The 21441-nt window shown below is 68.0% G+C and carries 21 protein-coding genes and 2 pseudogenes; 8 read left to right on the top strand and 15 right to left on the bottom strand.

Annotation, left to right across the window (positions count from 1 at the left end; all coding sequences use genetic code 11):
- The first annotated feature begins 59 nt into the window (after positions 1–59).
- Positions 60–281, top strand: a complete 222-nt coding sequence (locus tag EVU97_RS11115; protein WP_129665821.1) for a hypothetical protein — start codon at positions 60–62, stop codon at positions 279–281.
- 21 nt (positions 282–302) lie between these two features.
- Here the strand turns inward: EVU97_RS11115 and asnB are convergent, their stop codons facing one another.
- The 4 genes from asnB to EVU97_RS11095 all read right to left on the bottom strand — a co-directional run bounded on the left by asnB (position 303) and on the right by EVU97_RS11095 (position 5971).
- A complete protein-coding gene (asnB, locus tag EVU97_RS11110; protein ID WP_129665819.1) occupies positions 303–1805 on the bottom strand; it encodes an asparagine synthase (glutamine-hydrolyzing) in 1503 nt (500 codons plus the stop codon).
- Between the two features lie 136 nt (positions 1806–1941).
- Entirely contained in the window at positions 1942–2253 is a 312-nt protein-coding gene (locus tag EVU97_RS11105) for a putative quinol monooxygenase (RefSeq protein ID WP_047310908.1), read from the bottom strand.
- Positions 2254–2260: 7 nt separating this feature from the next.
- Positions 2261–2809 (bottom strand): type 1 glutamine amidotransferase domain-containing protein, encoded by a 549-nt coding sequence (locus tag EVU97_RS11100; protein WP_047310907.1) that lies wholly within the window; start codon positions 2807–2809, stop codon positions 2261–2263.
- A gap of 483 nt (positions 2810–3292) precedes the next feature.
- The gene (locus EVU97_RS11095; RefSeq protein WP_129665816.1) at positions 3293–5971 is read right to left on the bottom strand and encodes an excinuclease ABC subunit UvrA; all 2679 of its coding nucleotides are present in this window, start codon (positions 5969–5971) and stop codon (positions 3293–3295) included.
- Between the two features lie 226 nt (positions 5972–6197).
- On the opposite strand from EVU97_RS11095, the gene EVU97_RS11090 reads away from it, so the two are divergent.
- Positions 6198–7391 carry an alcohol dehydrogenase catalytic domain-containing protein gene (locus EVU97_RS11090; RefSeq protein WP_129665814.1) on the top strand — a complete coding sequence of 398 codons (1194 nt, stop codon included), beginning with the start codon at positions 6198–6200 and terminating at the stop codon, positions 7389–7391.
- 534 nt (positions 7392–7925) lie between these two features.
- Here the strand turns inward: EVU97_RS11090 and EVU97_RS11085 are convergent.
- Both EVU97_RS11085 and EVU97_RS11080 read right to left on the bottom strand, forming a co-directional pair.
- A pseudogene (locus tag EVU97_RS11085) lies at positions 7926–8216 on the bottom strand (3-hexulose-6-phosphate synthase); the annotation flags it as partial.
- Between the two features lie 124 nt (positions 8217–8340).
- On the bottom strand, positions 8341–8802 hold the full coding sequence (locus tag EVU97_RS11080; RefSeq protein ID WP_129665812.1) for a phage tail protein: 462 nt from the start codon (positions 8800–8802) through the stop codon (positions 8341–8343).
- A 114-nt stretch (positions 8803–8916) separates the two neighbouring features.
- Between EVU97_RS11080 and EVU97_RS11075 the strand changes: the two genes are divergently transcribed.
- Both EVU97_RS11075 and EVU97_RS11070 read left to right on the top strand, forming a co-directional pair.
- Positions 8917–10086: a magnesium and cobalt transport protein CorA gene (locus EVU97_RS11075; protein WP_082128684.1), complete on the top strand. Its 1170-nt coding sequence runs from the start codon at positions 8917–8919 to the stop codon at positions 10084–10086.
- A gap of 40 nt (positions 10087–10126) precedes the next feature.
- Positions 10127–10558 carry a pyrimidine dimer DNA glycosylase/endonuclease V gene (locus EVU97_RS11070; protein ID WP_047310904.1) on the top strand — a complete coding sequence of 144 codons (432 nt, stop codon included), beginning with the start codon at positions 10127–10129 and terminating at the stop codon, positions 10556–10558.
- A 97-nt stretch (positions 10559–10655) separates the two neighbouring features.
- Here EVU97_RS11070 and EVU97_RS11065 read toward each other — a convergent pair whose 3' ends face one another.
- The 5 genes from EVU97_RS11065 to EVU97_RS11045 form a co-directional block, all read right to left on the bottom strand.
- A complete protein-coding gene (locus EVU97_RS11065) occupies positions 10656–11030 on the bottom strand; it encodes an ectoine synthase (RefSeq protein ID WP_129665810.1) in 375 nt (124 codons plus the stop codon).
- A 178-nt stretch (positions 11031–11208) separates the two neighbouring features.
- Positions 11209–11844, bottom strand: coding sequence for a maleylpyruvate isomerase family mycothiol-dependent enzyme (locus tag EVU97_RS11060; RefSeq protein WP_129665808.1), 636 nt, complete (start codon positions 11842–11844; stop codon positions 11209–11211).
- A gap of 97 nt (positions 11845–11941) precedes the next feature.
- Positions 11942–13480, bottom strand: a complete 1539-nt coding sequence (gene putP, locus EVU97_RS11055; protein WP_129665806.1) for a sodium/proline symporter PutP — start codon at positions 13478–13480, stop codon at positions 11942–11944.
- A 133-nt stretch (positions 13481–13613) separates the two neighbouring features.
- Positions 13614–14276 carry a HEAT repeat domain-containing protein gene (locus EVU97_RS11050; RefSeq protein WP_052946862.1) on the bottom strand — a complete coding sequence of 221 codons (663 nt, stop codon included), beginning with the start codon at positions 14274–14276 and terminating at the stop codon, positions 13614–13616.
- A 106-nt stretch (positions 14277–14382) separates the two neighbouring features.
- Complete coding sequence (locus EVU97_RS11045; protein WP_225911274.1) at positions 14383–16017, bottom strand: nuclease-related domain-containing DEAD/DEAH box helicase; 1635 nt, start codon at positions 16015–16017, stop codon at positions 14383–14385.
- Positions 16018–16381: 364 nt separating this feature from the next.
- On the opposite strand from EVU97_RS11045, the gene EVU97_RS11040 reads away from it, so the two are divergent.
- Positions 16382–17353 (top strand): DUF4268 domain-containing protein, encoded by a 972-nt coding sequence (locus EVU97_RS11040; protein WP_129665802.1) that lies wholly within the window; start codon positions 16382–16384, stop codon positions 17351–17353.
- Between the two features lie 70 nt (positions 17354–17423).
- On the opposite strand, the gene EVU97_RS11035 is transcribed toward EVU97_RS11040, so the two are convergent.
- The gene (locus tag EVU97_RS11035; RefSeq protein ID WP_323132707.1) at positions 17424–17894 is read right to left on the bottom strand and encodes a mismatch-specific DNA-glycosylase; all 471 of its coding nucleotides are present in this window, start codon (positions 17892–17894) and stop codon (positions 17424–17426) included.
- Positions 17895–18137: 243 nt separating this feature from the next.
- Positions 18138–19160, bottom strand: coding sequence for a hypothetical protein (locus EVU97_RS11030; protein ID WP_225911276.1), 1023 nt, complete (start codon positions 19158–19160; stop codon positions 18138–18140).
- Between the two features lie 43 nt (positions 19161–19203).
- Here EVU97_RS11030 and EVU97_RS15255 point away from each other — a divergent pair, with 43 nt between their 5' ends.
- Both EVU97_RS15255 and EVU97_RS15250 read left to right on the top strand, forming a co-directional pair.
- On the top strand, positions 19204–19410 hold the full coding sequence (locus tag EVU97_RS15255) for a hypothetical protein (RefSeq protein WP_240730208.1): 207 nt from the start codon (positions 19204–19206) through the stop codon (positions 19408–19410).
- 48 nt (positions 19411–19458) lie between these two features.
- The gene (locus EVU97_RS15250) at positions 19459–19626 is read left to right on the top strand and encodes a hypothetical protein (RefSeq protein ID WP_225911270.1); all 168 of its coding nucleotides are present in this window, start codon (positions 19459–19461) and stop codon (positions 19624–19626) included.
- A 347-nt stretch (positions 19627–19973) separates the two neighbouring features.
- On the opposite strand, the pseudogene EVU97_RS11020 reads toward EVU97_RS15250, so the two are convergent.
- A pseudogene (locus EVU97_RS11020) lies at positions 19974–20369 on the bottom strand (hypothetical protein).
- Positions 20370–20396: 27 nt separating this feature from the next.
- Positions 20397–20828, bottom strand: a complete 432-nt coding sequence (locus EVU97_RS11015) for a MarR family winged helix-turn-helix transcriptional regulator (RefSeq protein WP_047310897.1) — start codon at positions 20826–20828, stop codon at positions 20397–20399.
- A 114-nt stretch (positions 20829–20942) separates the two neighbouring features.
- Here EVU97_RS11015 and EVU97_RS11010 point away from each other — a divergent pair, with 114 nt between their 5' ends.
- The gene (locus EVU97_RS11010) at positions 20943–21371 is read left to right on the top strand and encodes an organic hydroperoxide resistance protein (RefSeq protein WP_129665798.1); all 429 of its coding nucleotides are present in this window, start codon (positions 20943–20945) and stop codon (positions 21369–21371) included.
- Positions 21372–21441 lie beyond the last annotated feature (70 nt).

Genomic DNA, 21441 nt, shown 5'->3' with positions numbered 1-21441 from the left:
TCCGCAGGGTGGGGCGCTCGCCGGTGTTACGCCGCCATCGGCGTGCCACCATGACGAGCATGCGCAGACCGACCGGGCCGACCGGACGCAAGCCGGATTCCGTCTGGATCGTTCAGCACGACGAGTCCCCTCACAACACAGTGCTCGGGGTTTTCGCCACCGCGGACGAGGCGGACGCGTACTCCGACGAGGTCCTCGTGGACTACCCGAACGGGGTCATCATCACCGAGTTCCCCATCGGGTATCGCTACACCGACGGCGCAGTCCGCTACTCACGGTGAGTCGGGGCTTCGCGCCACGCGTCACGCCGTCGCGAACCGGCCCAGGACGTGCGAGTTCACTCCGGCGAGGCGCGTCGCGAACATCCGCTGGTAAGCGAGTTCTTCGCGGGTACGCGGCGCAGGCAGGCCGGCGACGCGTTCGTCGGCCCAGTCGTCCTCGGGCACGAGGTGGGCCGCGCGTTCGGTCATGACGTCGGCGGTGCCACTGCCGTCTCCGAACTGCTCCTTGGTCCGCCACAGCAGATCCTCGGGGAGCCAGCCGGTGAACGCCTCGCGCAGGAGCGCCTTCTCCTGGCCGAGCTCTCCGGGCAGGCGCCACTCGATCGGAATGCGGCCCGCGAGGTTGACGAGGTCGCGGTCGAGGAAGGGCACGCGCGCTTCGAGGCCGTGCGCCATCGTCACGCGGTCGCAGCGCTGGAGGTTGAGGTTGTGCAGGCCGCTGATGCCGCGACGCAGTTCGTCGGCGAGGTCGTGGGCCTCGTCGATGTCGCGGTAGTGCGCGTAGCCGGCGAACAGTTCGTCGGCGCCCTCGCCGGTGAGCACGACCTTGACGGTCTCGGCGGTCGTCTCCGCGAGGAGGTAGTTGGGCACGGCGCTGCGCACGAGGGACGGCTCGTAGGACTCGATCGACGTGACGACCTCGGGCAGGACGGCCACCACTTCGTCGGCGTCGTAGATGCGCTCGTGGTGGGTGAGGCCGAGGTGCTCGGCGACGCGGCGTGCGGCCGCAAGGTCGGAGCTGCCCGCCGTGCCCGCGGCGAACGAGTGGATCGGGCCGGGCACGTCGTCGGCGTAGCGCGCCATGATGGCTGCGACGAGGCTCGAGTCGAGGCCGCCGGAGAGGAAGACGCCGACCGGGACGTCCGCCATCATGCGGCGGCGCACCGCGGTGACGAGGGTGTCGCGGATGGCGGTGCGGGCCTCGTCCTTCGACGCGACGAACTCGCCGCCGATGTGGAGTTCACGGAAGCGTACGAGGCCTTCGTCGGGCGTCCAGCGGAAGCCGGGCGGGAAGTCCTCGACGGCGCCGCGCATCGACTCGGGGAACGCCGCGAGTTCGGAGGCGAAGTAGACCGCGCCGCCGGAGTGCGCCCAGTAGAGCGGCTTGACGCCGAGCGGGTCGCGGACGGCGGTGACGCGCCCGTCGGGGTGCGCGACGACGAAGGCGTACATGCCGCGCAGGGCCGCGAGCGCCTCCAGGTCACCGTCGACGGCGGCCGCGAGGGCGGCCTCGGAGTCGGAGTCCGTGGCGTCGCGGCGGAAGTGCAGGCCCTCGACCTTGCGCAGTTCGCGGTGGTTGTAGATCTCGCCGTTCACGACGGCCCAGAAGCCGTCGGCTGGGCCGAGCGGCTGGTCTCCGTCCGCGAGGTCGACGATGGAGAGGCGCACGTGGCCCAGCCAGATGGGGCCGGCGAGGTGTTCGCCGACGCCGTCGGGGCCGCGGTGGCGGATACGGGCCAGCATCTCGCGCCCGATCTGTTCGTTCGGACCGGTTGGGTCATGGATCGCCACGATGCCGCACATACTCCGTGAGTCTAGGCAGCCGCGGGCTGCCCGGCGCCGCGTTGCGGTGGGTCGCCCAAGGTGGCCCGGGCATCTGGTGCAGAAATAGCGATCTGGCCGCGATATCGCGGCCAGATCGTTAATCGACGCTGATGCTCTAGGCGGTCTCGCCGGGCAGCTTGTACGCGATCACGTCGACGTTCTGGATGCTCGGCTCGGTGCTGAACAGATCAGCTCCCTGCGCAGCGAGTGCCTGACCGACGCCACCCGAGAGGTGGGTCTGGCGGGCCTCGTCGTCGGGGAACACGTCGAAGATCCCGAAGGTCGATGCGTCGAACTGCAGGGCGAACCAGGCCTGCGTCCCCTCCTCCTGCTCGACGATGGGGCGGGCGCTGCGGAGGAAGTCCGCGACGTCCTGCTCCTTCCCCGGCTTGGCGTGAACGACGACCGACAATGCAACGTTGACCATGTTTTCCTCACTTCTCCTGGCTGAACAGCTCGACCATCGCGGCGTTGAAGGCCGGGAGATCCTCGGGCGAGCGGCTGGTGATCAGGTTCCCGTCGCGCGCCACCTCTTCGTCGACGACGTTCGCTCCGGCATTGCGCAGGTCGGTGCGGATGCTCGGGTACGAGGTCAGCGTCCGACCCTTCGCGACACCGGCCTCGACCAGCGTCCACGGTCCGTGGCAGATCGCGGCGACCGGCTTGTCGGCGACCATGATGTCGCGCACGAATCCGACGGCGTCGGCGTCCACGCGCAGCTGATCGGGGTTGACCGTGCCGCCGGGAAGCAGCAGGGCGTCGTACTCGTCGGCCGAGGCGGACTTCACCAGGGCGTCGACCGAGAACGTTCCGGCCTCGTCCAGGTCGTTCTCGCGGGCCTTGATCTCGCCATCGTGCAGCGAGAGCAGCACGGTCGTGGCCCCGGCGTCCTGAAGCGCCTGTCGCGGCTGCTCGAGCTCCACGCGCTCGACGCCGTCCGCGGCCAGGATCGCGATCCGCTTGCCATGCAATTCGTCTGCCATGTTCTGCTCCGTTCTGCGAGAGATGACGGCTCGCCCGTGGGGGCGAGCCGCACGCCGTCCGTACCGGGCGGCGTGGTTCGGGTGCAGGACGACTCGGGTGCAGTCGTCGTTGCGCTCATCGAGGTACCGGCAGGTGGTGGCTGCCGATTCTCGGGCCGGGTGGTGGGGGACGGAGAAAAACCTTCGGCCCGGAGGTCGTCGCTGACGTTCCGCCATCGACGGTGGGGCTTCTTCACCGGGGCCTGGCCGAATGTGAGCGTCTGGCCCGTCAGCCAGTGTAGACCTCGTACGTCAGCGACGGGGCGCCCGTGGCCATCTCATCCGGGACGCCGGGACGCCGGGACGTCGGGGCACGAGGACGTCGACGACGCCGCAGGACGTCCGTTCAGCGTCGTTCGAGGGTCGCCGATCAGGCGACGCAGCCTGTTCGTCCGATGCGCTCCCTGCGACGAGGTCATCGACCCCGTCGCAGCCGTCCGACGCTCACGTCCGGGAGGCGGCCTCCCGGAGCGCGGCCTCAAGGTACGGTGCCGACGCACCGGCTCCGGACGAGGCGACCTGCGCAGGCGTGCCTGAGGCGACCACCGTGCCGCCATCGTCCCCCGCCCCGGGCCCGAGGTCGATGACGTGGTCCGCCACGGCGACGATGCGCATGTCGAGCTCGACCGCGACGACGGTGTTGCCGGCGTCGACGAGGGCCTGTAGGTGGGTCACGAGCCGATCGGAATCGGCGCTGTGCAGCCCGGACGTCGGCTCGTCGAGGACGTAGAGGGTGTCCCCGCGCTGGGAGCGTTGGAGCTCGGAGGCGAGCTTCACCCGCTGCGCCTCACCTCCGGACAACTCGGTGGCCGGCTGTCCGAGACGGAGATACCCGAGGCCGACGTCGACCAGCGCCGCGAGCGACCGCATGATGTCGAACTCGCCGTGGAAGAAGTCGTGGGCCTCCTCGACGCTCATGGCGAGGATCTCCGCGATGTTGCGGCCGCGCCAGGCGATCTCCAACGTGCTGGACTGGTAGCGGGTGCCGTGGCAGTCGGGGCACTCGGTGTAGACCGAGGGGAGGAAGAGCAGCTCCACCATGACGGATCCCTCGCCCTTGCAGGTCGGGCAGCGACCGCCGGTGACGTTGAAGGAGAACGTGCCCGCTTTGTACCCGCGAGCGCGAGCCTCGGGCGTCTCCGCGAACCTCCGCCGCACGTGGTCGAACAGGCCCGTATAGGTGGCGACGTTCGAGCGCGGGGTGCGCCCGATGGGCTTCTGGTCGATACTCACGACGCGGCGCACCCCGTCGACGTCGCCGCGGATCTCTCCCTCGAGCTCGTCGGGCTCGTCCGACAGCAGGAGCTCGTCCCCTTCGGCGGCGTCAGCGTCCTCCGCCTGGTCAGCTCGTCCCTGCCGTTCGTCGAGCAGCGCGGGGAGGGCCTGGCTGACCAGGCTGGACTTGCCTGATCCCGACACTCCGGTGACGGCGGTGAACACCCCGAGCGGGAAGGAGATCGACACGTCGCGCAGGTTGTTGCGCGTGACGTGCTCGAGCTTCAGCCATCCCTGCGGCTCGCGAGGCGTCCGGTGGGGCAGGCCGCTGCCCCCGAAGACGTATCCGCGGGTGACGGACTCCTCCACCTCGGCGAGCCCTTCGTAGGGCCCGCTGTAGACGACGCGGCCGCCGCGCTCACCCGCGCCGGGCCCGATGTCGACCAGCCAGTCGGCGTGCCGCATCACGTCCACCGAGTGCTCCACCACGAACAGGCTGTTGCCCCGGCGCTTGAGCCCGTCGAGGATGCCGAGCAGCGCGCTGACGTCCTGCGGATGAAGCCCAGCGGACGGCTCATCGAGCACATAGACCACACCGAACAGCTCGGAGGTCAGCTGGGTCGCGAGTCGCAGTCGCTGCAGCTCCCCGCCGGAGAGCGTGGGTGTGGTGCGGTCCAAGGACAGGTACCCCAGACCGAGATCGATGATCGGCCGCAGTCTGTTGACGAGTTCCGCGCCCAATCGCGCTGTCGCTGCCAGCTTCTCGACCGAGCGGTCAGGCGCCGGGATCACGCCGTCGGCGGCCGCGGGCGCTGATCCCGCGGAGTCGGCCCGCTGCCCGGCGTCGCGTCGGGCAGCCCGGCCACCGGTGCTGCCCGCCGAATCGGCCCTGTCGAGAGCGCTGGTGGCCCGTTCGACCGCCCGGTCGATCAGCGTCGAGAGCTCCGCGAGGGGCAGAGCGGAGAGATCGGCGATGTCGAGGCCGTCGAACGTCACGGACAGGGCCTCCGGCTTCAGCCGCTTCCCATGGCAGGCAGGGCAGGGAGCAACCGTGAGGAACTGCGCCACGCGCCGTTTCATCGATTCGCTCTTGGTGTTCGCGAACGTGTCCAGGACGTACCGACGAGCTCCGACGAAGGTGCCCGAGTAGCTCGGTTCCACGCCTGCCGCGGTCGCGGCCTGCGCCTCGGAGAGCGTGAGCCGCGAGTGGACCGGGACGTACGGCGTCTCGTCCGTGTAGAGGATCCAGTCCCGATCCTCCTTCGGCAGGTCCTTCCAGGGCACATCGACGTCGTAGCCGAGCGCGACGAGCACATCGCGCAGCTGATGACCGTGCCAGGCCGTCGGCCAGGAGGCGATGGCCCGCTCGCGGATCGTCAGTGAGGGGTCCGGCACCATCGTGTCCTCGGTGACCTCGTACACCCGGCCGATGCCGTGGCACTCCGGGCATGCGCCCTGCACGGTGTTGGCGGAGAAGTCCTCGGCGTAGAGCATCGGCTGGTCATCGGGGTAGTGGCCGGCCCGGGAGTAGAGCATGCGCACCAGTGACGAGAGCGTGGTGATGCTGCCTACTGAGGACCGCGCGCTGCGGCCCCCGCGCTGCTGCTGAAGAGCGACGGCCGGCGGCATGCCCGTGATGGAATCGACGTCCGGGACGCCTGCCTGGTCGATGAGGCGACGGGCGTAGGGGGCGACGGACTCGAGATAACGGCGCTGGGACTCCGCGAACAGGGTTCCGAACGCCAGAGACGACTTCCCCGAGCCGGAGACCCCGGTGAACACCACCAGAGCGTCGCGGGGCACCGTGAGGTCGATGTCCTGGAGGTTGTGCTCGCGTGCGCCGAGCACCAGCACGTCGGGCTGAACGGGTGAGGAGTCCGACGACGAGGACCTGCGTGCTTCGACCATGCCGGCGACACTAGCAACGCGTTCCACCCATCGGTCGGAGCACGGCCCCGTCCTCCACGGCCCACCTGCCCGTGGCGCCTGTCGCCGCAGCGGGGGCAGGCGCCAGGGTGGAGCACGGGGCTCCGCCTTGTCCTATGCTCGAAACGAGCCGAGGTCGCGGACGACGGGCATCCATATGACCGTGGCACTTCCGCGACCGGGCCATCCCCAACTGGAGGAGATCGTCATGGCAAGCAGCAACCGCGCCGTCGTGTTCCAGAACGTCAAGGACATGCGCGTCGAGACCCTCGACTTCCCGAAGCTCGAGATGCCGAACGGGAGGAGCGCCCCGCACGGCGTCATCCTCAAGATCGTCGCCACCAACATCTGCGGCTCCGACCTGCACATCTACCGCGGTTCCTTCCCCGTACCCCAGGGCATGGTGATGGGGCACGAGATGACCGGCGAGGTCGTTGAGATCGGCTCCGACGTCGAATTCCTCTCCGAAGGCGACCTGGTCTCGGTTCCCTTCAACGTCGCCTGCGGCCGATGCCGCAACTGTCGTGCCCGCCACACCGAGGTGTGCGAGACCGTGAACCCCGACGTGTCCTGCGGCGCCTACGGGTTCAACCTGGGTGATTTCCAGGGTGGGCAGGCGGAGTACCTGTTCGTCCCCTACGCCGACTTCCAGCTGCTCCGCTTCCCGGACAAAGACCAGGCCATGGAGAAGATCCGTGACCTCGCCCTGCTCTCGGACATCCTGCCCACCGCGTTCCACGGCCTCATGGAGGCCGGGGCCAAGCCCGGCTCGACCGTCTACATTGCCGGCGCCGGACCTGTGGGACGCTGTGGCGCCGCAGCAGCCCGGCTCCTGGGCGCTTCCTGCATCATCGTCGGTGACTACCACCAGGACCGGCTGGACCTGATGAAGGACAACGGCTGCGAGACCATCGACCTCAACCAGGACGTGCCGCTGACCGATCAGATCGAGGCCATCCTCGGCGAACCCATGGTGGACTGCGCCGTCGACTACGTCGGCAACGAAGCCCACGGGATCGGCAGTGAGGCCAAGGACATGAGCCCCGCACACGCCATCAACCAGGTCATGGACGCCACCCGCGCAGGCGGTGCCACCGGCATCGTCGGCGTCTACGGCCCCGACCCGCTGGCCTCGTCCAAGGCCGAGCAGGAGGGCACCTACCCGCTCGACTTCGGCAAGGCGTGGATCAAGTCGCCTCGGATCTCCGGCGGCCAGGCCCCGATCATGCACTACAACCGTGAGCTGATGATGTCGATCCTGTGGGACCGCATGCCCTACCTCAGCGACATGCTCAACACCAAGGTCATCAGCCTCGACGAGGCCCCCGACGCCTACGCGAAGTTCGATACCGGTGTCTCGGAGAAGTTCATCATCGATCCCCACGGCATGATCCCCGCCTGATCCCGGGCCGGCTCTGTGCACGGATCCTTCGCCGATCCCGTCCTGGACGATGCCCGGGGCGGGCCTGGCGCCGGTGGGGCCAGCATGCCGGAGCTTCAGCGGCGGTGACGAGTGCGTAGGGGGTGTGATCGGGGAAGACGGGGGCAGGTCGCTGCAACGCTCCTGACGCCCCTCACCCCCCGATTCGGATCGCATCGCGGGGCGAGGGTGGACGATCACTGGTGCCAGGGCCGTCGGCTCGCGCACGTCGCGGAGGGACCGGTGTCACCGGCGCCGGTCCTGGCGGGCAGCTCCAGCGGGGGTGTCACGCGGACGAGCGCCGCTCCACCACGGGTCCGGCGCGGAGAAGGTCCGAGGGGACCGCAGCGACATCGCCCACGGCGGGGCCGTTGGGATGCGCCGCGGCGCCGCCCGGCACGTCACGATCGCCATGACGCGGATCGAGCGCTTCTGCGTCCACCGCACCCGGTGGGAGGGGAAAGGGTCCGGGCGTGCCGCCACCTGCCCCTCACCACGGGATGCGGTGGGCGGTGGTCACCTGATGGCGGAGCGGATGGCGGCGGCCGCGCCGGCGACGTCCGATGCGCTGTAGATGGCGCTGCCCGCGACGGCCACGTCTGCTCCCGCCCGCTGGACGGCCTCGACGGAGTCCGCACTGACGCCGCCGGCGACGGAGAACGGGACCTCGGCGGCCTCGCCGGCGGCGAGCAGGGCGTCGAGGCTGTAGCCGTCCTCCGCCTGCTCATCGAGGCCGGCGTGCATCTCCACGAAGACGGCGCCGAGGGCGACGACCTCTCGGGCCCGTGCGGCCTTGTCGGACACGCCCCAGCAGCAGTTCGTCCTCTCGAGCGGAGGCAAGACGAAGCACTGACGTGCGGTGAGTGTCTACGTTTGCTGCGGTTGGTGACGGCGGAACGTCACCAACCGCAGCAAACGTAGACAGCTGGGATCAGTACTCGCCCTTGATGACGAAGTACGACCCGCGGATCTCGCCGGCCAGCTTCGACTTCTGGCGCGCGAACTTGAAGCTCGAGAGCTCCTCGGGCACCTCCATGCCCTGGCTGAGCTTGAACCCGACGGCGCGCTTTCCGCCGTCCTCACGCGTGTAGAGCACGTTGATCGACAGACCCGACTCGTAGAACACGTGCACCCACGTGATGCCGTCGACGTCGTTCTCACTCACCTCGAGCGCGGGCGACGCGATGACGATGTCGCGCTCCTCCTTGAGGATGCGCGTCACCCATTCCAGCAGTTCTGTTGCGTCCGAAGCCTTCTCGACGACGAACGTCGTCTTGTACTTCGTGTTGAAGTAGCGCGCCTCGTTGGCGCGCAGCCCCGCGAGTGCCTCGGCGGCGGGCGACGACTCGAGCCCCTCGGTCGACACCTCGACGAAATCAACGACCTGACCCACACCCACTCCTCGCGTAGTTCCGATTGCGCCGAGGGTACCCACCCCGCCTTCCGCGCCACCGACGACGCGCAGCGCCGAGAACTCGAACGTTGGGCGCGCACTACGATTCACCTCATGCCCACTTGGCGAGGAAAGCCGATCACCGCGGGGCCGCTCGCCGTCCTGCGCACGGAGCAGACCGGCACGCCCCTGCGCACCGAACGCGACAACACGCCCTTCGAACCCGTACGTGACGAGGACGAGCGTCCGCCTGAGTCGACGATCGTGCAGAGCACCATCTACGACGACGGCTACACGCTCGCGGAGCCGGCCTCGATCCGCGAGACCTTCGAGCATCTGCGCAAGCCCGACCGGCGCGGCAACCCCGTCGCCTGGATCGGCATGACGCACCCCACCGCACGCCAGGTCCAGACCGTCGCGGAGATCTTCGACCTGCACCCTCTCGCCGTCGAGGACGCGATCGTCGCGCACCAGCGGCCGAAGGCGGAACGCTACGGCGGCGCCCTCTTCGTCGTCCTGCGCCCCGCCACCTACGACGACACGTCGGAAACCGTGAAGTTCGGCGAGGTGCACGCCTTCATCGGGCCCGACTTCGTCATCACCGTCCGCCACACCGCGCAGCCCGAGCTCGGTGCCGTGCGTCAGCGCTTCGAGAAGAACCGGCACCTTCTCGCGGCCGGCCCGCAGGCGATTCTCTACGGCCTGCTCGACTTCGTCGTCGACGGTTACGCGCCGGTGCTCTCCGGGCTCGAGAACGACATCGACGAGATCGAGACGCAGGTTTTCGAGTCCGATCCCAACGTGTCGCGCCGCATCTATGAGCTCTCGCAGGAGGTCATGGAGCTGCAGCGCGCCGTGAAGCCGCTGCACCGCGTGCTTGCCGGCCTCGAGCGCGGCGCAGAGCAGTACGGCACCGACCCCGAGATCATCGCGCTCATGCGTGACGTCCACGACCACGTCACGAGCGTCATCGAACGTTCCGACGGCTTCCGCCAATCGCTCTCGGAGATCCTGCAGCTCAACGCGATCCTCGTCGCGCAGGTGCAGAACGACGACATGAAGCGGCTCGCCGAGGTGGCCAACACGCAGGCCGACGAAGTGAAGAAGGCCTCGTCATGGGCCGCCATCCTCTTCGCACCGACGATCGTCGCCGGCATCTACGGCATGAACTTCGACAAGATGCCAGAACTCCATTGGTTCTTCGGCTACCCGTTCGCGCTGCTGCTCATGGCGACCGTTTCGACCGTCATGTGGCTCATGTTCAAGCGCAAGGACTGGCTGTGACGCCCGCGTCGCCGCGGCTCACCTGGCGGCAGGAGTAGCCGTGCGCCTGTGGAGCCTGCACCCCTCCCAGCTCGATCGTCGCGCGCTCGTGGCCGGTTGGCGCGAGGCGCTGCTCGCGCAGAAGGTGCTCGCCGGTGGAACGCGCGGATACACGCATCACCCGCAGCTGCAACGGTTTCGGGCGACCGACGACCCGCTCGTCGCCATCGCGACCTACCTGCACGCCCTCGCCGACGACGCCGATGCCCGCGGCTATTCGTTCGACCGTTCCCGCGTGTCACGCCCCGCCGATGAGGGCCTCCGCCTGAGCGTCACCGCTGGCCAACTCGACTACGAGTGGCAGCACCTGCGCGCGAAGGTCGAGACTCGCGACCCGGAGTGGTTCGAGGCGGTCGTCGTCACCGCGCGCCCAAAACCGCACCCGCTGTTCGACGTCGTGCCCGGCGACGTCGAGCCCTGGGAAGTTCGCTGACGCCGAACGAGAACGAGCACCGCACCCGCGCGGCTGCGCGTCGGTGAGGTGCTCGCCCTCGTCAGCGAACGCCGAGTCCGACGTCCGCTGGCTCCGATCAGTAGGAGCTGAACCCGTCAGGGCTGAGCGTGTGCTTCTCGTTGCCGGTGATCGGCGGGTTGAAGATGCTGAGCAGTTCCATGTCCTCGTGCTCGGAGGCCCGCAGGTAGTGCGGGTCGTGGTTGTCGAGGATGTAGACCGTGCCCGGCGTGATCTCGTAGACGTTGCCGTTCGTGTCCTCGACGTTGCCCGAACCCGAGATGCAGTAACAGGATTCGAGGTGGTTGCGGTACTCGAGCTTCGACTCGGTGCCTGCACGCACGAGGGTGCGGGCGATCGCGTAGCCCATCTTGTCGTCCTCGGTGACGAGGCGGTGGCTCGTGCCACTTCCCCACTCGACGGCTTCGACTTCTTCCATGGAGCGCGTGAACATTCATTCCTCCTCGGGTCGTCAGCCCCGCAGGAAATCAAGCTCTCGCGCAAGCCGCTTCGGCGCGCTGGCAGGGCCGGTGAAAGTTCGTGCTCGCGTTCCACCATGCCAAGCTCGGCGGCAGAACCCCAGCCGATTAGCAATATTGGTTGGCGTTTGGCATGATGCCCCTTCGCCTTCGTCAGGCTGTCGCGCGGCCCAACTCCACGAGGCGCGCAACACCCGCACCACTCAACCCCTCCGTGCGAGGTGCCCGGCCCGTCGCCACCATGAGCAGGTCGAGCGCAGAGCCTTCGACGACCGGCCCGTCGCCAGCGGAGAAGTCTGCGTCCGTGGCGACGGGCCGAACGTCACCCAACAACTCCTTGGCCCCGTCGAAGCGCTGCGGGGTATGCAGTTGATAGTCCAGCGCGTCGAGAACGGACGCGACGGGATAGTCACGCTCGATACCCAAAGGGCGTCGGATGTCCTCTCCGTGCGCGATCTCCTCGACGAGGCGGCTCGCCTTCGGCGCGGGCGGTCCGGAACGCCGGGAGGCGACGTCACGCAACCTCTGGAGCGTCTCCTCCGGCGACGAACCCTTCGCAGCAGCGACGCCGTTCGCGTTCTGCCGGTCGAAGTCGAACCGCGCCTTGGCCATGGCGACGACCAGCCGCAGCGGGGTCGTCCTCGCATTGTCGACGAGGTGAGCCGCCACGTCGTGGATCGTCCACCCGGCCGCGAGCGACGGCTGCTCCCAGGCCTGCGAGGGCAGACCCGCGAGGTCGGCGATGAGCGCCCGACGCTCGTCATGGACACGACTCCAGATGTCACTCATGCGAGCAACCTACCGGCTGACTCCGACATCCCCGTTGACGCCGATCGGCGCGCAACCCGATGCAGGTTGCGCGCCGATCGATTCGTAACGGAACGGGTCAGGCCTTGGCGGCCAGTTCCTCGTCCGTACGCGGCGAGCGGTGCAGACGCAGCATCTCGTCGTAGGTGTCGGTGACCTCCTTGGACGGCGCCGGCGTCACGAGCGAGACGACGATGGCCGCGAGCAGGCCGAGGAGGAAGCCCGGCACCATCTCGTAGAGGTGCTGGTCGCCGAACAGGCCCCACTTGGTGTCGAGCTCGAACTTGCCCCAGACGAAGGAGACGACCGCACCCGTCACAAGGCCCGCGAGAGCGCCCTGACGATTGAGGCGGCGCCAGAACAGCGACAGCAGAACGAGAGGACCGAACGCCGAACCGAAGCCGGCCCACGCGAACGCGACGAGCTCGAGGATCGAGTCGTTGCGCTGCATCGCGAGCAGCATCGCGACGACGGCAACGATGCCGACGCCGGCGCGACCGGCCCACAGCTGCTGGTTCGCCGTCATCGGACGGCTCTGACGGATGCCGGCAAGGTCCTCGACGAGCGCGGAACTCGTGACGACGAGCTGGCTCGAGATCGTCGACATGATGGCGGCGAGCACGGCGGCGAGCAGGAAGCCCGCGACGGCCGGGTGGAACACCTGCTGGGCGAGGTCGAGGAAGACGGTCTCACCCTTCTTCGTGTCGGTGAGGTGCGCGTCCTTGTGCTTCTGGAAGTATGCGAGGCCCGCGAGCGCCGTGAAGATCGCGCCGAGGACGCACAGGAGCATCCAGCCGATACCGATGACGGTGCCGACCTTGGCGTCCTTCGAGCTGCGCAGCGCCATGAAGCGCACGATGATGTGCGGCTGACCGAAGTAGCCGAGGCCCCACGCGAGCGACGAGACGACACCGATGAAGGTGGCGGACGCCGTCAGGGAGGTGAACTCGGGCTTGATCTGGCTGACGGTGTCGAACATCTCGCCCGGGCCCCCGACAGCGAACATCGCGATGAGCGGAACGAGGATGAGCGACGCGAGCATGATGAGGCCCTGCACCATGTCGGTGTAGGTGGCGCCGAGGAAGCCGCCGAACAGGGTGTACGCGAGCGTCACGCCGGCGACGAGGAACATGCCGAGCATGTAGTTGCCACCGAACGTCGACTCGAAGTACGTGCCGCCGGCGACCATGCCGGAAGCCACGTAGAACGTGAAGAAAACGAGCGTGACGAGGCCCGCGGCGACGCGCAGGGCGCGGCTACGGTCGTCCACACGATTCTCGAAGAAGCTCGGGATGGTGATGGAGTTCTTCGCCAGAGCCGTGTACTCACGAAGGCGCGGGGCGATGGACAACCAGTTGACGGCCGCACCGATGAGCAGGCCGATGGCGATCCACGACTCGACGAGGCCGCTCATGTAGAGCGCGCCCGGCAGGCCCATGAGGAGCCAGCCGGACATGTCCGAGGCTCCGGCGGACATGGCCGCGGTGAACGGCCCGAGGCGACGGCCGCCGAGCATGTAGTCGTCACCGTCGTTGGTGCGGCGGAAGGCGAACAGGCCGATGGCCAGCATCGCGCCGAAATAGATCGTCAGCGCGATGATTTTGTACGTGGTGTCCATGGGGATCTATCATGAGGCAGAAACGAACTCTCACCAGAGAACCAGGCGTCATGGCGCAGATCACACTTCACACGCCCGAAAGGGCGAATCGTTATAAGCCCGTTGGGTGAGCGTGTGCGCCTCGAGGGGTGAATCAGCCCGTCGCGCCGCCCATGGCGATGATGCGTTTGGCCTCCTCGAGGGCCCCGGCGAAGGCGAGGTCGGGGCGCGTGCGCATCAGTTCCGTGGCGCGGGCGTGCTCCGCGACGGCGGACTCAGGGCTCTTCATGGCGGCTTGAACGGGCGTGACGGCAGGCTCGCCGAGGCCGAGCAACGCGACGCTCAGGGCCATGCGGACGCCGTCGTCACCGCGGCCGAGTTCCTTGACGAGCTCGCCGGCGAGGGCGCTCACCTCGTCGTCGGGCACGAGGGCAGCCGCGGCGCGCCAGGCGGTGCGGGCGAGGTCGTCGTCGGGGTCGTGGAGGAGGTCGGCGGTGATCCACGGCCAGGCACGGCGGTCGCCGATCTTCGACAGGGTGTGGACGGCCTGGGTGCGCGCGAAGAGGTTCTTCGACGTGAGTTCACGCTGCAGGCGCGGCAGGACGTCGTCGGCCGGCAGGCGCGTGAGCGCCCAGGAGAGGTTCTCGCGGACGAAGAAGTCGGGTTCGACTCCGCACCGGCGCACGAGGGGCTCGACGAGGCTCGGATGCGGGTGGGTGCCCGCCGCGAGGGCTGCGCGCAGTCGCAGCGACTCGTCCTGCGACTCGAGCGCGCGGGCGATGCTGGCGGCGTAATCGTGCTCTTCGGCTGAACTCACGCGACCCAGTAGACACGAACGCGGCCGACGATCCCACCGGCGAGTGACGCGGAAACGTCAGGTTGTGCACGAAATATCACGCACAACCTGACACTTTCGCGATCAATCAGCCGCACCCGAGCCGCGCCGCGACGCCTGGGCCGCCGATCTCGGCAATGACATCCGGGTCGCCGACGACGATGAGCTGCTCCGTTGCACGTGACATGCCGACGTAAAGGCGTTCGCGGGCGCGTTCCTGGCCGACCTTCTCGTTGACGCACAGGATGACGACGCGACGCTCGAGCCCCTTGCAGCCGAGCACGTGGCCGTAGAAGACGTCGTCGCCGTCCCAGAACGAACGCCAATACCCCTCCTGGCCGAGCGATTCCTGTTGCTCGACCTGGACGGGGTGGCGGCGACCGGTGGTGAGCAAGGCGATGTCGGTCGCCTCCCAACCGTCCTCGAAGAGGCTGTCGACGACGTCGTCCGCGGCATTGATCGCCTCGTCCGACGTGCACCGGACGAGTTCCACGTCGGGCCCGGAGTCGCCGCCGGCGTACATGCGCGCCGGCGCGAGGGGACGGAACGCCTCGGCGATCTGTTTGGTGTTGCGTAGGTTGCGGTCGAGAACGAGCGGCACGAGCGCCATCGGCGGGCGACCGAAGCGATCGAAGACCCGCTGGTTCTCGTCGGAGTAGACGTAGAGGCCGCCCTGGTCGGGGTCGCGTAGGAGCGCGACGACGGGCTGCCACCACAGGTCGGCGAAGTCCTGCGCCTCGTCGACGACGAAGGAGTCGAACCTCTTACCGTCGGGCAACTCGGCGGCCTTTGCGGCGATCTGTTCCGGCAGCTCGCGCTCCCAGAAGTCGGGGTTGTCGCGAGCGCCGAACTCGTCGATGCCGCAGTAGCGTCCCAGCTCCTCGAAGGTGCCGACGAACGCGGGACGCTGGCGTCGCGGCCAGGTCTCAGTGAGCCGCTTGAAGTGGGCGGCGAGGCCGATCGAGTAACAGACGAGGGCGACGCGCTGCGCGGGCGATTCCGCACTGCCGCGAGCAAGTTCGCGCGCCTGGGCGAGGGCGAGCACGGTCTTGCCACTACCGGCACCACCCCGAACTTCGACGCGGTTGAGCAGGCGCGTCACCTTGAGCAGAGTGGCCTGCTCGGCGGTGAGTCGTTCGGCGCGCGCTTCGTGTTCGGCGGCGAGGGCGACGACGTCACGCACGGGAAGGCTGCGTCCCGCGAGGATCTCGCGGAGGAGGTCACACTGCGCCGCGCTCGGCACGGCCAGGTCGCCCTTGCGCGCGGCTGCTTCGAGCCGAGCGGGGAGGTCGTCCATGTCTCGGCGGCCGTGGACGGCCCAGCGCGGGCTCTCAGGAGCGGCGAAGTCGTCGGCGAAGTCGGTGTACGGAGCGATGAGCGCCTTCGTCCAGCGCACGCGGCCGCCGGACCACCGCGGGTCCTCCTCGACATAGCGCCGCAGTTCGTAGAGGCCGTCGGTGACCTGGCCCATGGGATCGATGCTGCGTGTCTGCCCACCGGAGGTGAGCCACCAGCCACCGTCCTCGTAGTAGACGCTGCCGCCCTTGACTTCGGCAACGACGATGCCCGCGTCTGGGATGAGGACGACGAGATCGACCTCGTGGTCGCGCCGCTCCGTCATGAGGCGCACGTTGGCGACGACCTGCCAGTCGGGCGGCATCGCATCGGTCAACGTCTGCCAGACGTGGCGTTCGGATTCGGTGGTGAACGTCGGCGTCGTCATCGTCACCTCAGGCATCGTCGGGGTGGACGCCCGGCACGGCGCGCCCTGACAACCAGTCTCACCGACGGGTTGACGCAGTGGGCGGAGTTCACGCCGAACCGGTCGATGGGTTGGCTGACGCCGAAAGGTCAGGTTGTGCACGAAATATCACGCACAACCTGACCTTTTCACGGTCATTCAGCCGACCCGATGTCGAGATGCGACCAAGTCTGCACGCGATCAGCGGGACTACTCTGCGCAGATCGGCGGGCGGCGGGCGACTGTGCAAAGTAGTCGTCACGGGGGGGCAGCGACGACTCTGGTCGCTCGCTCAGGGTTGGGGAGACCGGCGACTAGGCACCCTCGTCCGGGCTAGGCTACGACGGTGAGTGAACTTCCGGCGCTCGGGCGCTTGACGGTCGTACCGCTGCGTGAGGTGTGGAAGCACGAAGCCCACCAGTTCACTCAGTGGCTGCTCCAGAACGCCGACGTGCTCGCCGACGTCCTCGGAGTGGACCTCGAGCTGGACGAGGCGGAGTACCGAGTCGGTGGGTTCGCGCTCGACCTGATCGGCAGAGACATGCAGACCGGGGAGCAGGTCATCATCGAGGACCAACTCGAACAGACTGACCATACGCACCTAGGCCAGTTGCTTACGTATGCCGGCGGCACCAAGGCCAAGACCATAGTGTGGTGCGCAGCGTCTTTCCGCGACGAGCACCGCGCCGCCTTGGACTGGCTCAACGAGAACACGATCGAGGAGATCCGCTTCTTCGGTGTCGAGATAGCCGCCGTCCGCATCGGCGAGTCCACCCCTGCGCCCCAATTCCGCTTGGTGGTCAAACCCAACGACTGGACCAAACGAGTCCAGGGAGCGAAAGAAGCTTCCAGCGCCACTGGGCGCTCTCTCGCGTACGAGGCTCTTTGGGCGACCGTGTTGCAAACGGTAACTACCAAGGACCGCTCGTGGACACGCGCCCGGGCGGCCCAGCCGGTCAACTGGATGACCCTGCCCTTCGGCATGTCGTCCGCTTGGTACCACTTCGTATACGCGGATGGGGTACTCCGCGTCGAACTTTACTTCGGATCCGCCGACGCCGAACTCAACGCACGCCAGTTCAGCGACTACAGCACACAACGCTCCCAGATCGAGAACGACTTCGGCGGCAGCCTCGAGTTCCTCCCCCTCCCTGAGCGCAAAAGCTGCCGGATCCAAGTCACGTCGGACCCCGGATGGGACATTTTCGACCACAGCCAATACCCCGCCATGGCCCAATGGTTTGTTGACACCTTCTCACGCTTCCGCGCTGCAACCCAGGCAGCCAAGAAGCGGCTTGAGAATGTGCCCTCCCTCTGAATCATCGTCGGGGCTCGGCGCCATGGGCGCAGGGTCAGCCACTCCGCGGCATCGCGGCCACAGCCGCGTCTCAAACTGCCACCAGGGCCGCCAAGGCCGTCCACCAGCGCAACTTTTCGGCGTACGGCATGCTCGCGTAGGCACCGCTGCTGTTCGGTAGCACGAAGACCCTGCTCGTGCCGAGGGTCCATGGTTGTTCGCCAAGAGCAACGGAGCCGCCGTAACGGAGTATGCGTGCTGCCTCCCGCCCCGCGGTCAAACCGTTGAACGCCACCCAGCGTGGGCAGGCTGCCACCAGGTGAGCCGCCACCCCCGCAGCCCCGCTGAAGTCCAGTCCGCGATCGTGGCTCTGGGCAACGCCCTTGACTAGGTCCGTGATGCCGATCCCGAAGTCAAACAGGGAGGCATCCTCCTCCGGTGCTAGGAGCCTGGGCGTGAGTTTTGCTTCGTGAAGTAGCTGCCAGAACCGGTTTCCCCTCCCCGCGTAGTAGTGGCCTCGCTCGGCAGATGCGGTCCCGACCGCGGTACCCACAAACACCACGCTGAGTCCGGGGCCCAATATGTCAGCGAGGGCAGGCTCATTGACGCCATCGCGACGGTGTTCTCCTGGCACGATCCCGCCCCCCCGCTCTTCATCGGCCCACGATTTCGAGATGACGGAGCCCTCGGGCCAGACCAGTCGCGGTAGGCGAGGCCCCGCGAGCGACAGCGCGTGACGCGCCGCCGCATTGAAGACCTGCCGAGAACCCAACCGGGTCGCGGCCTCGTGGGCGCCAACCGCCGGCTAGTGCCCGGCCTGCACAACCGCCACTGGAACAGCGGTGTTGTCGAGTTTTCCATTTCCGAGTTGACCGACCTGGTTGGCCCCCCAGCAGAACACGTTCTTCTCCTTGGTGGCGGCACAGGAGTGCGTGTCTCCTAGGGCAATGCTCGCGGTCGGGGTGGGGAGCCCCCTGATCTGCGTGGGAGTCACGTCGATTGGCGTAGCCCCGCCGGTTTGACCGTTGAAGTTGACGCCCCAGCACCAGACGTCGCCGCTATTGGCGAGTGCGCAGGCGTGATCGCCTCCGGTCGATACCTCGGAGATGCCGGTCCCTAGCCCGACGACCGCCATGGGGGCGGTGAGGTACTGCGCGCTGCTTCCAGACCCCAAGCTGCCACCCAAGTTCCACCCCCAGCACTCGACGCCACCCCGAGCCGTCACCGCGCAAGTGGAATTGCCACCCGGGCTGATGCTGGTCAGCCTGCTCGTGGTGCTTACGCGCTGGGGCGTGTTTGCGTTGACGAGCGTGCCGTCGCCCAGCTGCCCATACGAGTTGTCGCCCCAGCACCAGCCCACGCCGTCGCGCGCAACGGCGCACGTCTGGTTGCCGCTCGCGCGCAGCGACTTAACCTTGCCGGGAAGCTGGACGTGAACAGGTGTGCTTGAGTTGGTGCTCGTTCCGTCACCTAGCTGCCCCTGCATATTCCATCCCCAGCACCACGCGCCACCGTCGCGCGTGAGGGCACAGGTGTGGTTGTAGCCAGCCGTGATTGAGGTGACCTTGCCGTCGATGCCCTCCACATTCACCGGCGCAAGGGAGTCCATGGTCGCCCCATTGCCCAACTGCCCCGTCGAGTTCCAGCCCCAGCATTCGATGCTCCCGTGACGCAAGAGGGCACAGGAATGGCCAAGGCCGGTCGCAAGCGCGAGTACACCGCCAGCAAGCTGTTCTTCGGGATGATGGGCGTCGCCCGCTCGGAGGCGACCACGCTGAACGACCCGTCCGCGCACTCCGTCCCTCCCACCCCTCGGTGGCGGCAACATCGACATCCGCCACCTCGGGCTGGACAGCACCTTCTACCTGCCCGTGGCGGCCGAGGGCGCCCTGTTCTACGTCGGCGACCCGCACCACGCGATGGGCCCGGGCGAGGGCACTCACTGCGATGGAGGGTTCCCTGCGCGGCACCTTCCGCCTGTCGGTCTGCAAGAAGGGGTCTGGGGATGCCCCGTCGGTCGCCTTCCACCACCCCTTCGGCGAGACCCGCGACGCGTGGATCCCGATCGGCCTCAGTGACCCTGACGGCCTGGTCGGCGGCGACGACACCGACCTGAACGTGGGGCGATGCGCAGGGCGGTCATCAATGCGCTCGACCACCTGCAGGTCGACGTGGGCATCCCCCGCGCTGTCGCCTACGCCTACCTGTCGGCGGCCAGCGACTTCTACGTCAGCCAGTTCGTCGACAAGACCACCGGCGTGCACGGCCTGATCCGCAAGTCCGACTTCTGCTGAGACCGGGGCCCGACCGCCGTGACAGGGCTCATGGCGGCCGGTGGCACCGTCGCGCTCCTACGGGGTGCCGGCCTGCATGCCAGGGCTGGCACTCCAGCGTGCCTCCCGGGTTGGACGGTCAAGGCCGCGAAGCCGGTTCCGCAGGGCCCGGGAGGTGCCACCCGTCGCGTTCGACCTCCTTCTCCACACCTGCGTGTCGTCCACGCCCAGCACGGTGTGCTGGGCGTGACGGCCATGGTCGAGACCTCCCCGTCCTGACAGGAGGTGCGCTGCGCGTGCACCTCCACGTCGCGATGCCGACCGGTTGCGCCCGGCCCCTGGGCGTGGGGCCCGGGGTCGGTCTTCTGCTACGACCGGGGCAGGCCGGCCGACCACAGCGCCGCGGCGATCAGGGCGGGCTGGCCGAACAACCGCGCGAGTCGCTTGCCATCGGTGTCGAGGCCAAAACCGTCTCGCCGCGCCGCATACTGGTCGATGTTGCCGGGGAAGACCGCGGCATAGAACCCAGCCAGGGCACCACCGGTCAGCATGCGATGACGCGGCAGCGCCAGCATCGCGCTGCCGGCCAAGACTTCGGCGACGCCGGAGCCGATGACCACGGAATCCTTGTCACCGGGGAATCAGTCGGGCACCTGTGCCTGGAACTCCTGGCGCTTGAAGCTCAGGTGGGAGACGCCGGCGTAGACCATGAACGCTCCGAGCGCGATTCGTGCGAGTTCTTGGGAGCGGTGTGTGGTGGGCATGGAAATGATCCTCCTGGATGGTGGTTGTCACTCGAGTTGGGTGGACAGGTCGTCCAGGAATGCCTTCACCTGGACGAGCTTTTCTGGTGGGCCCGGGTAGAGCGCGAGCATCTGTGCGGGGACTCCGGTTGCCCTGCACCGCAGCGAACTCCCCTCCTGGGTCAGGCTGATCAGGCGGCGCCGTTCATCGTTGCCACTCCACGACCGGGTGACGAGACCAGCCTGCTCCAGCCGTCGCAGCAGGGGGGTCAGGGTGCCGCTGTCGAGGTGCAGCCGAGCTCCGATGTCATTGACACCGACGGGCTTGTCAGCGTGCCACAGGACGAGCATGACGAGGTATTGGGGATAGGTGAGGCCGATGTCCTCGAGCAGTGGCCGGTAGGCGCGCGTCACCGCCCTGCTGGCCCTGTACAGGGAGAAGCAGAGCTGGTGGTCGAGGTCGGGGATCTGGTCACTCACACCCCAATCCTACCTCAGACACAATCTGATTGTGCGCAATCCACTTGTGCGCTATGTTGTCTCTGCAATCGCGAGGCAGGAGAGGCCTCGCACAGACGCCGCCCAGGAGGCACCATGATCGAGATCGAGCCCGTCTACACCACCGAGGCCATCGCCACCGGCGCAGGCCGCAACGGCCACGTCCAGACCGCCGACGGCCGGCTCTCGTTCGACCTGGCCATCCCGCGGGAGATGGGCGGCAGCGGTGAGGGCGCCAACCCCGAACAGTTGTTCGCCGCCGGTTACGCCGCCTGCTTCCACTCCGCCCTGCAGATGGTGGCCCGCCACGCGCACAAGGATCTCGGCGATTCGTCGGTGGGTGCCCAGGTGAGCATCGGCAAGGCCGGTGAGGGGTTCGGCCTGGCAGTCACCCTTGAGGTCGTCATCCCCGACCTGCCCGACGACGAGGCGCAGCAGCTGGCCAACCAAGCCCACCAGGTGTGCCCCTACTCGAACGCCACCCGCGGCAACATCCGCGTCGACGTCGTCGTCGTCGACGACTGACCCTCCCGCCTCGCCGCGACACCAACGCGTTGGGCCCCACCCACCGCGCCACCTGCACCGCCCCAACCCA

The organism is Dermacoccus sp. 147Ba (genome assembly GCF_004151355.1).
GTDB lineage: Bacteria > Actinomycetota > Actinomycetes > Actinomycetales > Dermatophilaceae > Dermacoccus > Dermacoccus abyssi.
The sequence above is the reverse complement of the archived record's forward strand: the minus strand, read 5'-3'. Positions and strand labels throughout refer to the sequence as shown.